Source organism: Streptomyces sp. LaBMicrA B280 (assembly GCF_049222185.1).
Classification (GTDB): Bacteria; Actinomycetota; Actinomycetes; order Streptomycetales; family Streptomycetaceae; genus Streptomyces; species Streptomyces murinus.
Genome location: NZ_JBMJCT010000046.1, coordinates 1 through 11,329 on the forward strand (window position 1 = coordinate 1; position 11,329 = coordinate 11,329).

General features: G+C 70.2%; 10 protein-coding genes and 1 pseudogene. 6 read left to right on the forward strand and 5 right to left on the reverse strand.

What is annotated here, in order from left to right; all coding sequences use genetic code 11:
* From ACLF5H_RS30225 to serA, 3 genes and pseudogenes are all read left to right on the forward strand, one after another.
* Positions 1-163, forward strand: a pseudogene (locus tag ACLF5H_RS30225) (2-oxoacid:ferredoxin oxidoreductase subunit beta); the annotation flags it as partial.
* A 32-nt stretch (positions 164-195) separates the two neighbouring features.
* Positions 196-519, forward strand: coding sequence for a ferredoxin (fdxA, locus tag ACLF5H_RS30230; RefSeq protein WP_421679181.1), 324 nt, complete (start codon positions 196-198; stop codon positions 517-519).
* Between the two features lie 80 nt (positions 520-599).
* Positions 600-2,186 carry a phosphoglycerate dehydrogenase gene (gene serA / locus ACLF5H_RS30235; RefSeq protein ID WP_421679182.1) on the forward strand — a complete coding sequence of 529 codons (1,587 nt, stop codon included), beginning with the start codon at positions 600-602 and terminating at the stop codon, positions 2,184-2,186.
* Positions 2,187-2,312: 126 nt separating this feature from the next.
* Here serA and ACLF5H_RS30240 read toward each other — a convergent pair whose 3' ends face one another.
* Complete coding sequence (locus ACLF5H_RS30240; RefSeq protein WP_421679183.1) at positions 2,313-3,218, reverse strand: LysR family transcriptional regulator; 906 nt, start codon at positions 3,216-3,218, stop codon at positions 2,313-2,315.
* A 428-nt stretch (positions 3,219-3,646) separates the two neighbouring features.
* Here ACLF5H_RS30240 and ACLF5H_RS30245 point away from each other — a divergent pair, with 428 nt between their 5' ends.
* A complete protein-coding gene (locus ACLF5H_RS30245; RefSeq protein WP_421679184.1) occupies positions 3,647-4,558 on the forward strand; it encodes a cytochrome P450 in 912 nt (303 codons plus the stop codon).
* A gap of 77 nt (positions 4,559-4,635) precedes the next feature.
* Here ACLF5H_RS30245 and ACLF5H_RS30250 read toward each other — a convergent pair whose 3' ends face one another.
* The 4 genes from ACLF5H_RS30250 to ACLF5H_RS30265 form a co-directional block, all read right to left on the reverse strand.
* Positions 4,636-5,487: a thioesterase family protein gene (locus tag ACLF5H_RS30250; RefSeq protein WP_421679185.1), complete on the reverse strand. Its 852-nt coding sequence runs from the start codon at positions 5,485-5,487 to the stop codon at positions 4,636-4,638.
* Positions 5,488-5,508: 21 nt separating this feature from the next.
* A complete protein-coding gene (locus ACLF5H_RS30255; RefSeq protein WP_421679186.1) occupies positions 5,509-6,933 on the reverse strand; it encodes an amidase in 1,425 nt (474 codons plus the stop codon).
* Between the two features lie 358 nt (positions 6,934-7,291).
* A complete protein-coding gene (asnB, locus tag ACLF5H_RS30260; protein ID WP_421679187.1) occupies positions 7,292-9,142 on the reverse strand; it encodes an asparagine synthase (glutamine-hydrolyzing) in 1,851 nt (616 codons plus the stop codon).
* A 171-nt stretch (positions 9,143-9,313) separates the two neighbouring features.
* Positions 9,314-10,444, reverse strand: a complete 1,131-nt coding sequence (locus ACLF5H_RS30265; RefSeq protein ID WP_421679188.1) for an MFS transporter — start codon at positions 10,442-10,444, stop codon at positions 9,314-9,316.
* Between ACLF5H_RS30265 and ACLF5H_RS30270 the strand changes: the two genes are divergently transcribed.
* Both ACLF5H_RS30270 and ACLF5H_RS30275 read left to right on the forward strand, forming a co-directional pair.
* A complete protein-coding gene (locus ACLF5H_RS30270) occupies positions 10,332-10,733 on the forward strand; it encodes a hypothetical protein (RefSeq protein ID WP_421679190.1) in 402 nt (133 codons plus the stop codon). The two genes, ACLF5H_RS30265 and ACLF5H_RS30270, sit on opposite strands and share 113 nt — an antisense overlap.
* A gap of 165 nt (positions 10,734-10,898) precedes the next feature.
* Positions 10,899-11,147: a hypothetical protein gene (locus ACLF5H_RS30275; RefSeq protein ID WP_421679189.1), complete on the forward strand. Its 249-nt coding sequence runs from the start codon at positions 10,899-10,901 to the stop codon at positions 11,145-11,147.
* Positions 11,148-11,329: the final 182 nt, after the last annotated feature.

Genomic DNA, 11,329 nt, shown 5'->3' on the forward strand with positions numbered 1-11,329 from the left:
CGACACCCTCCACCACACCCCCATCGGCGTCTTCCGCTCCGTCGAACGCCCCGTCTACGACGAGCAGATGACCGAACAACTCGACACCGCGATCGAGCAGAAGGGCAAGGGCGACCTGGGCGCACTGCTCGCGGGCAACGACACCTGGACCGTCGTCGGCTGACCCCCGACGAAACGCTGACACCGGAGACACCCATGGCATACGTCATCGCTCAACCCTGCGTGGACATCAAGGACAAGGCATGTCTGGAGGAGTGCCCGGTCGACTGCATCTACGAGGGGCCGCGCAAGCTGTACATCCAGCCGGACGAGTGCGTGGACTGCGGAGCGTGCGAGCCGGTCTGCCCCGTCGAGGCGGTCTTCTACGAGGACGATCTGCCGGAGGACCTCAGCGCCTTCCGCACGGCGGACCGTGAGGTCTTCGACGGCCTGGGCCTTCCCGGCGGTGCGCGCGGTCATGCCCCGCTCGCCGCGGACCACGCGGTGGTGGACGCCGTTCCCACGCCGTCCACCACTTGAGCCGATCGCCGCCGGTGCCGCTGCCGCGGCCCCCTTCGACCCTTGCGCCCCGCGCGCCCCTCACGGATCGAGTTCTCACCATGGCCAAGCCCTCAGTCCTCATAGCCGAAGAACTCTCGCCCGCCACGATCACCGCGCTCGGCCCGGACTTCGACGTCCGGCACTGCGACGGGACCGACCGGGCCGCGCTGCTGGCGGCCGTCGCCGACGCGGACGCCCTGCTGGTGCGCAGCGCCACCCGGGTGGACGCCCAGGTGATCGACGCCGCGCGCCGACTCCGGGTCGTGGCACGGGCCGGCGTCGGCCTGGACAACATCGAGGTCCCGGCGGCCACCAAGGCCGGCGTCCTGGTCGTCAACGCCCCCCAGGCCAACGTGGTCAGCGCCGCCGAACTCGCCTGCGGACTGCTGCTGTCCACCGCCCGCACCATCCCGCAGGCCGACTTCTCGCTCAAGAGCGGCGCGTGGGACCGCCGCACGTACACCGGTGTCGAACTGGCGGACAAAACGCTGGGCATCATCGGGCTCGGCCGCATCGGCACCCTGGTGGCGCGGCGGATGTCCGCGTTCGGCATGCGGATCCTCGCCCACGACCCCTACGCCACGAAGGAGCGGTCCCTGCGCGCGGGCGCCCGTCTCGTCCCGCTCGACGAACTGCTTGAGCAGGCCGACTTCATCACCGTGCACCTGCCCAGGACACCGGAGACGACCGGCTTCGTCGGCGAGCGCGAGCTGGCCCTCGTCAAGAGTTCCGTGCGGATCGTCAACGCGTCGCGTGGCGGCATCGTGGACGAGGACGCGCTCGCCGCGGCGCTGAAGGACGGACGCGTCGCCGGAGCCGGGCTGGACGTGTTCGCGGTGGAGCCGTGCACCGCCTCCCCGCTGTTCGCGCTGCCCAACGTGGTGGTCACCCCGCACCTCGGCGCCTCGACCCACGAGGCGCAGGAGAGAGCCGGGACGGCCGTGGCCCACGCGGTGCGCCGGGTCCTCGAGGGGGAGCTGGTGCCCGACGCGGTGAACGCCCCGGGCGGCCCCGTCGCGGACGAGGTACACCCCTACCTGGCGCTCGCCGACGACCTCGGCCGCCTCTTCACGGAGCTGGCGGGACGCCGGACGGTCACGCAACTGGAGGTCGAGGTCCGCGGCGAGGTGACCCGCCATGATGTGACGGTCCTGAGGGCCGGTGCGCTCAAAGGGGTCCTCGCCCGGCTCACCCCCATGCCGCTCTCGCTGGTGAACGCGTCGGAGCTCGCGCGCGAGACCGGTGTCTTCGTGCGCTTCGCGACCAGCTCCGAGAGCCCCGCCCACTGCAGCGCCCTCGCGATCCGCGGCGTGCTGCCCGATGGCACGCCCCTGGCCGTCGCCGGTGCGCTGTCCGGCCAAAAGCTCACCCACAAGCTCGTCGAGGTCGGGGAGCACGAGATCGATCTGGGCCTGACGGGCCGCATGCTCTTCCTCCGGTACACCGATGAACCCGGCGCCATCGGCAAGGCGGGACAGATCCTCGGTGCCGCCGGCGTCAACATCGCCGATATGGCGGTCGCCCGGTCCGACGGCAGGGCGATGGCGGCCATGTCCGTCGACAGCGACGTCCCGGAGTCCCTCGTGCGCCGTCTCGTGGCCGCGCTCGACGAGGCGTCCGCGCGTTTTGTACGCCTGACGCCGTAGGGAACGCGCCCGTCGCACCCGTACTCCCCCGCCCCGCACCCGGAGCGGGGGAGTACGCATGTCCCGCCGGACCGCGGCCGCCGCGGTCCGGCACTTCGCTACCGGCACTTCGCTACCGGCACTTCGCTACCGGCGCGTCGCCGAGGCGTGGCAGAACGCGGTGAAGGCGGCGGCCCGGCCCGTCAGCCGGACCCCCGCCGGGCGGGCCAGCACGACATCCAGCGGTCGTACCTCGTCCTGGATCCGGCGGATCACCAGGCCACGCCCCTCGTAGCTGACGTCCGCGCTGGGGCGCTGGATGAGCAGCGAGTAGCCGACACCCCGGGCGACGAGGCTCCGCACCATTTCGAAGCTCTCCGTACGGTGCCGGATGCGGGGGGAGACCCCGGCGGAACTCAGCACCTCATTGAAGTAGCGCAGGCTGGGCGGGACATCGAGCGCGATCATGTCGTGATCGGCGAGGTCGGCCAGCCGGATCTCTCCTTTCTCCGCCAGCGGATGAGCGGCCGGCAGCAGGACGTACGGCTCGGTCGGGTAGAGCGTGTCGTAGTCGATCCCGGCCTGTATGTCGACGCCGTAGAGAACGGCCACCTCGCACTCCCCCTCCAGCAGGCGCTGCTGCAGATCGGTGAGGGAGCCCTCCACGAAGTCCAGGGTCACCCGGGGATGAGTCGCCTGGAACTCCTCCAGGACCCGGGGCAGCAGGAACGGGGCGATGGTGGTGAAGCAGCCGATCACCAGACGGCCCGACGGAGCGTGGCCCAAGTCCCGCATCCCCGCCTGCAGTTCGTCGGCACGGGCCAGCAGGGCCCGGGCGTCCGGCAGCAGGCGGCGACCGGCGTCGGTGAGCGTGAGTCCCTTCGCCTTGGAGCGAAGGAGCAGCTGCACACCGATCTGGCGTTCCAGCTGGGCGATCGCGACCGACACCGCTCCCTGCGACACGAAAAGCCGCCGCGCCGCTCCCGTCATGGTTCCGGCCTCGGCGCAGGCCACGAAGGCGTGCAGCCGGCGCAGACTTATCCGCTCAGTCATTAGGGAATCCCATAACACGCTTCATGATTCTTCCGTTTTCAATTCGACGGTCATGGCGGAGACTTGTAGAACCAAGTCGAGGAGGTTGTGCAATGACGCCGATGGATGCGACTGCGGGATGCCCGGTGCATCACGGTTTCGACCCGCTTGGCGACGAATACATAGCCGACCCGTATCCGATCCATACCGCGGTGAGAGAGGAGGCTCCGGCGTTCTACGCGGCGGCCATCGACATGTGGGTGATAACCCGGTACGACGACATCGAGGCCGTTCTCAAGGACCCGGGAACCTTTTCCGCGGCGGTCGGACAGAAGCCGGTCTTTCCCATGTCGGAGGAGGCGCAGGACATTTTGAAGAAAGGGTTCCGCGCCTATCCGGTGATGTCGGACTGTGACCCGCCGCGGCACACCCGCATTCGAAAGCACAACATGACAGGCTTCTCACCGCGGCGGATCTCCGCGCTGGAGCCGAAAGTCTGGGCCAAGGCCACGGAACTCGTGGACGCCATCAAGCCCGGACAGGTGGACCTGGTGAGCGCGCTGACCTATCCGCTGCCCGCGTACATGATCTTCACGTTCATCGGATTCCCGGACGAGGACATGGACATGCTGAAGAGCTGGTGCGGCAACCGCATCGCGTTCAGCTGGGGCCGTCCGAGCGGCGACGAACAGCGCGAGATCGCCACGAACATGACGCACTACTGGGAGTACTGCGAGAACTTCGTGGCCGAGCGGGCCGCGCGTCCGGTGGACGACTTCACCAGCGACCTGATCCGGATCCGCGAGGAGAACCCGGACGCCCTGTCGCTCGAGGACATCACCAACGTCGCCTACGGGCTCAGCTTCGCCGGCCATGAGACCACGACCAGCTTCACCGGCAACGCGATCCGCCAGCTGCTGGCCAACCCCGAGCAGTGGGCCGCGATCTGCTCCGACCGCGGACTCATCTCCAAGGCGGTCGAAGAACTGCTGCGCTACGACAGCAGCATCCCCGCCTGGCGGCGCGTCACCACCCGGGCGGTGGACGTCGGCGGGGTCGAGATCCCCGCCGAGGCCAAGGTCCTCATCCTGCTCGGCGCGGCCAACCGGGACCCGAAGCACTTCGAGGACCCGGAGACCTTCGACATCCACCGGGGCGACGCCCGTCGCCACCTCGCCTTCGGCAAGGGCATCCACTACTGCATCGGGGCGCCGCTGGCGCGGATGGAGGCCCGCATCGCCCTCGATCTGCTGGCGCAGCGGGCCCCGGACATGCGGCTGCTGGAGGACCAGGACTTCGACTTCCCCGCCAACGTCTCCTTCCGCGGCCCGCGGAGCCTGCTCGTCGAATGGCCCGGCTGACCCCTCGGGCCCGGACGGCACTCGGCGGGGCGCGCGCCGCGCCCCGCCGTGGGGCGAGGGCCCCGAGGCGCGGCCGGTCACGGCCGGTCGCGCCGTTCGGTGACCAGCAGGGTCTGCAGCACCCGCCCGCAGCCCCCGAGTTCGTCGTCGAGCTGCCCGAGGGCCAGCCCCGAACCGCCGGGGCCGGCCTCGGTGTGCGAGCGCAGGCACAGCCATTCCCCGACGGGGTCGCGGTGCAGGGCGAGGGTCACATCGGTGTTGATGACGAGATTCGTGTGGTGGTCCAGCTCGAAGCCGACGGCCCAGCTGCTGTCGGCCACCGTGAGCGCCCTGGTCAGCGGAGAGTCCGGGGCGCCGGCCACCAGAGGGACGCGCTGGCGGGCCCAAGCGGTGCCAGGACCGAGCGAGTCGAAGCCTTTGCCGTTCTCGAACCGCCACTCCATCGCCGCGATGTAGCCGTCCAGATGGGCGCCCGCCATGGTGTGCGGCGGCTGCGGCCCGGGCAGGTCGGGGGCGGGCGGGACGGGCCCCAGCGACGGCGTGGACCGCGGGCTGGCGACCAGCCTCCAGGCCCGGGCCAGCAGGACCGTCTCACCGGCCGCCGTGACCTCCCCTTCGAGCACCTCGACGCTGCCGCCGGATCTGACCGTGCGCACCGCGACCGCCAGATCCGCGACCGGCACCGGCCGCAGCAGCTCCACGGTCACGCGGGCGATCCGCAGGCCCGGCCGGGGGGCGTGCCGCTCCATCACGTGCCCCACCAGGGCCGAAGGGGGCCCGGCGTGCTGCGACTTGGCGCTCCACGGGCCCGCGGTGGCCGGGGTGCTCTCGTATCGGCCGCCCCCCAGCTCGTGATAGAAGGCCGCGGGGAGTACGTCGGGAAGTACGTCGGGGCGTACCTCGGGGGACGGAACGAACTCAGGGTTCACGCGTAAGCCTCCGGTCCTGCCTCAGGAGTCTGAGGAATCGTGGATGACGCCCGCCCGAGGCACGTCGGCAGGTCCGCCCATGTCCGTGCGCTGTTCTTCGATGACTGTTCCCACCCGGAAGAGGACGGACTCCGAGAACGGGGCGGCGATCAACTGGGCCCCGATGGGGAGTCCGGCGGAGTCCTTGCCGACCGGCAGGGAGAGCGCGGGGAATCCGGTGATGTTGGCGGGGGAGGAGAGCCTGACGTAGGCGTCGGTGACCGTCTCGGTCACGCCGTCCGGCCAGCGCACGGTCTCCTGACCGCGCCGTGCCGCCGTGATGGGGGAGGTAGGGGCGATCAGCACGTCGACGCCGTCGAAGAGCCGGAGCCAGGCATCGCCGATGAGGGACCGGGTGCGCTGGGCGCGCAGATAGTCCAGGGCGGACACCCGGCTTCCCGCCTCCAGCAGCAGCCGGATGTCCGGGCCGTAGAGGTGGGGCGTCGCGCGCAGGGCCTCCTCGTGGACCGCCGACGCCTCGGGGGCCATCAGGCCCCACTGGGTGGCCTCCATGTGCTCGACCAGCGGCAGCTCCACGGGCCGCACCGCGGCACCGAGCTCCCGCAGCAGGTCGACCGTGCCCCGCACGGCCGCCTCCACCTGCGGATCGACCCGGTCGAAGTAGTAGGTGTCGGGCACGCCGACGCGCAGCCCCCGCAGCCCCGCCGGGTACGGCGCGGGCGAGTGGGCCGGAGCGGCGGCGCTGGCGGGGTCGGCCGGGTCGTGTCCGGCCAGCGCGCTCAGGACGGTGGCGGTGTCCCGGACGGTCCTGGCGATGGGGCCGACGTGGTCCAGGGACCATGACAGGGGCGCCACCCCGTGCCGGGAGACCAGGCCGTACGTGGGCTTCAGCCCGACCATGCCGTTGAGCGCCGCCGGGATGCGGATCGAGCCTCCGGTGTCGGTCCCCAGCGCGAACAGCGCCGACCCGGCCGCCACCGCGACCGCCGAACCGCCGCTCGACCCTCCGGCGATGGCATCCGCGTGCCAAGGATTGGCCGTCTGCGGAGTGAGCAGTCCGTAGGCGAACTCGTGGGTGTGGGTCTTGCCGATCAGGATCGCACCGGCGGCCGTGAGCCGCGTGGCCACCGTGCTGTCCCCGTCGGGCACACGGTCCGCCCAGACGCGGGAGCTGGCGGTGGTGGGGATCCCGGAGACGTCGAACAGATCCTTGAGGCCGTACGGGATGCCGTGCAGCGGCCCCCGGTGGAGGCCGCCGAAGATCTCCTTCTCCGCCCGCCGCGCGTCCTGCCGCGCACGGTCCGCCACGACGGTGACGTACGCGTGGAGCCGCCGCTCGACCGCCTCGCACCGGCCCAGCACGGAGTCGACGAGTTCGACGGGGGACAGGGCGCGTGCCGCGATGGCCGCCGCCGCGTCCTCGACGGTGAGCTCAAAGGGTTGCATCGGAGGGCCCCGGGGCGGTGGGAGCGGGAGGGGCCGGGGCCCGGAAGACGGGGGCCGGGGCCACACCGCTCAGATCCAGGGCCCGTAACCGGCCGATGAGAAGGCCCAGGTGGGCGGCCAGTTCGGCCACTTCGCCTGGCCGGTCGTCCGGCGGGGGAGCCGATCGCGCGGACGACGGGTACGGTCTCGCAGCGGCCATCGTGAACTGCCTTCCGGGTGATCGGATCCGGATACCGCGTCGCTCGCTCACGCGAGGAGACCCGGTGGCCCCGACGGGGGATTCAGAGGCCACCGGGAGAGTGGGTGCCGTGCGGTCGGCCGTCGGCCGGCGGACCGCAGGGCTATGGGAAATCCGCGCTTACAGGTCGACCGTGACGCCGTAGGACTCCAGCCAGGCGTTGAGCCAGAGCGGAACCTCCAGGTCGATCCGGGTGATCTGGGTGCTGGCGGTGCTGATGCCGCCGTCGAGCCGGCCGCGGACCCGCTCCTTGTCGAGGAGCGGCAGGATGGGGGCGTCGCCGCCGCTGAGCACCTCCGCGAGCCGGTCGCGAAGCTTCTTCTCGTACCCGGAGTCCTGCGTGCTCGGGTACGGCGCCTTCACCCGCTGCACGATCGACTCGGGCAGCACGTCGCGGGTGGCCGCCCGCAGCAGGCTCTTCTCCCGCCCGTCGAAGGTCTTCATGGCCCACGGGGCGTTGAACACGTACTCCACGAGCCGGTGGTCGCAGAACGGTACGCGGACCTCAAGACCGACCGCCATGCTCATACGGTCCTTGCGGTCGAGGAGGGTGTTGAGGAAGCGCGTCAGGTTGAGGTAACTGATCTCCCGCATCCGCTTCTCCAGGCCCGTCTCGCCCGCCAGGACCGGCACCTCGGCGATGGCGTCGCCGTAGCTCGACCGCCGGTAGCCGGGGATGTCGAGCGTGCTCAGCAGCCCCCCGTCGAACAGCGGTGTCCCGTCGTAGAAGGGTCCCGGCGTCGAGGTCAGCCAGGGGAACGTCTCGGCCGTGAGCACCTCGGGGTCGTGGAACCAGCTGTATCCGCCGAAGAGTTCGTCGGCCGATTCACCGGACAGGGCCACCGTGGACCGCTCCCGTACCGCCTTGAAGAGCAGGTACAGGGAGGGCCACAGGTCGCCGTACCACATGGGCGGCAGGTCGGTGGCGGCGAGGACCGCGGCCCGGACGTCGGGGTCGCTCAGGTTGTCGCTGTTGAGCAGGATCTCCTTGTGCTCCGCCGCCACGTGCTGGGCCAGGTCGCGGACGAACGGGGCGTCCGGGGTGCTCCGCAGCGGGTCCGGGACGAAGTTCTCGGCGGCGCCGACGAAGTCGACCGAGAACGACCGCACCGGTCCGGCTCCCTGAGCGGCCAGCGCCTTGGCCGCCAGCGCGGTCACGGCGGAGGAGTCCAGCCCGCCGGACAGCAGGCTGCACAGCGGTACGTCGGAGATGAGCTGCCGGCTGACGGTGTCCTCAAGGAGGCCGCGGACCGTCTCGATGGTCGTCTCGAGGGAATCCGTGTGCTCCCTGGCCTCAAGTGCCCAGTAGCGGCGCTTGACGAGCCCCTGGCGGCGGACGCGGACCGTGTGTCCCGGCCGGATCTCGTGCATGCCGGTGAAGATGGCGTGCTCGGGGGTCTTCACCATGTCGAGCAGCTCGCGCAGGCCGTTCGCGTTCACCCGGCGCGGGATCTCCGGGTTGGCCAGGATGACCTTGGGCTCCGAGCCGAACAGAACGCCGTCCGCGGTGGGGTAGTAGTACAGCGGCTTGACGCCCATCCGGTCGCGTACCAGGAGCAGTTCCTGGGTCCGGACGTCCCAGATGCCGAAGGCGAACATGCCGTTGAGCTTGTCGACGACGCCCTCGCCCCACTCCAGGTACCCCTGGAGGACCACCTCGGTGTCGCTCTCGGTGCGGAAGCGGTGTCCGCGGGAGATCAGATCGGCCCTCAGCTCGCGGTAGTTGTAGATCTCGCCGCTGAAGGTCAGCACCGCCAACGTACGCCCGTCCTGCTCGGCGGTCATCGGCTGACGCCCGCCCTCCAGGTCGATGACGGAGAGCCGGCGATGCCCGATGGCGGCGTGCCGGTCGATCCACACACCTTCGGCGTCAGGACCCCGGCACGCCATCGTCTGCGTCATGGCGTCGACGATGGCGCGCTCCTGGGTGAGGTCGCGCCCGTAATCTATCCAGCCCGCAATGCCGCACATAAGCGACGGTCTCCTTAGATAGGCGGTGGTGAGCACCTGGCTCATCGAGGTGGTCCGAGAAAGGGACGGGGAGGCACCGCCCGCCGAGCCGCCGGGGCGGGACGGCCGGGCGAGCGGTTGAACGCTGTGGGGCGGATGCCGGACAGGCCGGCCGAACTCGGCGCGACGCGGCTACGAGGCCTTGGGCCACGCGTACTTCCCTGCCCGGTGGCCCCAGGCCACGAGCACCATCAGGACGGCGGCCAGGCCGCCCAGCGTCATGACTGTCGAGGGTGAGGAGCGGTCGAGGACGGCCCCTCCGACCAGGGCTCCGATGGAGATGGTGGCCTGGAAGGAGGCGGTGAAGAGGACGGAGGACGCCTCGGGGGAGTCGGGAGCGGCCTTGGAGAACCAGGTCTGGGAGCAGACCGGCACGGCTCCGTAGGCGGCACCCCACACGATCAGCAGCGCCACCGCTCCCGCGTCCGACGTGCCGAGGACGGGCAGGAGCAGGGTCGCGGCGGCGATCAGCGCGGCGGCCGCGGCGAAGGTGGCCCGCGGATAGCGCCCCACCATGGATCCGCCGAAGAAGTTCCCGGCGATGCCGGCCGCTCCGTAGATGAGCAGGTAGACCGTGATGAGCCCCGAACCCACGTGGGTCACCTGCTCCAGGAACGGTGTGACGTACGTGTACGTGCCGAAGTGGGCGAGCACGACGAGGAAGGTCATGACCAGGGCGAAGCGGGTGTTGACGCTGCGGAGCATGCCGCCCAGGACGTCGAGGCGGGTCGCCTGGTCGGCGGGGAGCGGCGGGACCACCACCAGCAGCAGGGCGAGGACGGCCAGCGTGAAGCCGCCCATGGCGAGGAACGCGATCCGCCAGCCCGCGATGTCACCGATGAACGTGCCCAGCGGTACCCCGAGCACCGAGCCGAGCGGTACCGCCGAGAAGATCACCGAGGTCGCGCGGCCCACGGACTTGGCGGGCACCAGCTGCCCGGCGAGGCCGGCTCCGATGGACCAGAAGCCGCCGATGGTGACCCCCACCATGACGCGGGAGACCAGGACCAGCCAATAGTTCGGTGCGGCGGCGGCCAGGAAGTTGGCCAGCGCCAGCAAGAGGATGAACACACCCAGCATGACCCGTCGGTCGATCCGCCCCGTGGTCACCGTGACCAGCGGGGCCGAAATCGCGGCCAGGAACCCGGGCATGGTCATCATGAGACCAGCCATTCCGTCCGAGATGGTGAAGCTCGATCCGATCGAGGTGAGCAGGCCGATCGGCAGGATTTCGGTGGTGACGATGGCGAAGATCCCCAGCATCACGGAAATGACGGCCAGCCAGGAAATCAAGGGCGAGCGGCCTGATGGTGCGGGGGATTGGACAGAAGGGGTGGTTGTTGTGGACATGAATTCCGTCCTGAGTTGGGCTTCACATGCGGAGTGTGTGTCCACCAGTCCAGCAGGAACAGGCGTCATCCTCTGGCAGGTTCTCGACATCAACAACCGCTCCGCCGTCACCCTGACGTGTCACAGACCCGTCGCCGCGGACACAGCAGGCCACGTACTCGCAGGTCAGGTTGGGTGTCCTCGGAGCTATGGAACGCCGTGAAGCCTCTTCGGCCCGCGACGACTTAGCCGAGTCGCACATCTGTCCGCACCGGGGAGGGCCTTCCTCCGCCGCTCGACGGTTGACGTCGCAAACCCGCTAGACAGGGGCCCTTTCCGCTGTTTCCCTGGGTCCCCGGTGAGGCTCGCCGCTGAATGGAGGAGAAGGGTGTTCGAGTCCGAGGAGAGGGTGCGCGGGAAAGTGCGGGAGCGGGCTGTGGGGCTCAGTCGCGAGGAAGTCGCTACACGGAAAGAAGAGGCGCGGCGCACGTGTGACAAAAGCGTGCCGGCTTACTGCGTCGAGCTGTCCATGCGACAGGAATGGCTGGAGCAGAATGCCCTTGAATGGCAGCGCGTCCTCGACGAGATGACCGCACGGGAGCTGAGCGTCTACCGTCCGGTGGACGAGAAGGCCTGACCGGGCGTCATCGGCGCCTTCCGCGCCGGATCCGGCGGGCCGCCGACGGCCCACGCACATGTCGGATTTCCGCCAGCGTGCTGTTCCTGCCCTGGTCATGCTGGAGGCATGGAGACAGTGACGCGGTTCGACCGGGAGCATTGTGTGCGTGCCGTGCAGTCGAAGGACGCGCGGTTCGACGG

Excerpts from the sequence above, each read along its gene's own strand:
- fdxA (WP_421679181.1), top strand. The coding sequence starts at position 196 with ATGGCATACGTCATCGCTCAACCCTGCGTGGACATCAAGGACAAGGCA.
- serA (WP_421679182.1), top strand. The coding sequence starts at position 600 with ATGGCCAAGCCCTCAGTCCTCATAGCCGAAGAACTCTCGCCCGCCACG.
- ACLF5H_RS30240 (WP_421679183.1), bottom strand. The coding sequence starts at position 3,218 with ATGACTGAGCGGATAAGTCTGCGCCGGCTGCACGCCTTCGTGGCCTGC.
- ACLF5H_RS30245 (WP_421679184.1), top strand. The coding sequence starts at position 3,647 with ATGACAGGCTTCTCACCGCGGCGGATCTCCGCGCTGGAGCCGAAAGTC.
- ACLF5H_RS30255 (WP_421679186.1), bottom strand. The coding sequence starts at position 6,933 with ATGCAACCCTTTGAGCTCACCGTCGAGGACGCGGCGGCGGCCATCGCG.
- asnB (WP_421679187.1), bottom strand. The coding sequence starts at position 9,142 with ATGTGCGGCATTGCGGGCTGGATAGATTACGGGCGCGACCTCACCCAG.
- ACLF5H_RS30270 (WP_421679190.1), top strand. The coding sequence starts at position 10,332 with ATGGTCATCATGAGACCAGCCATTCCGTCCGAGATGGTGAAGCTCGAT.
- ACLF5H_RS30265 (WP_421679188.1), bottom strand. The coding sequence starts at position 10,444 with ATGCTGGGGATCTTCGCCATCGTCACCACCGAAATCCTGCCGATCGGC.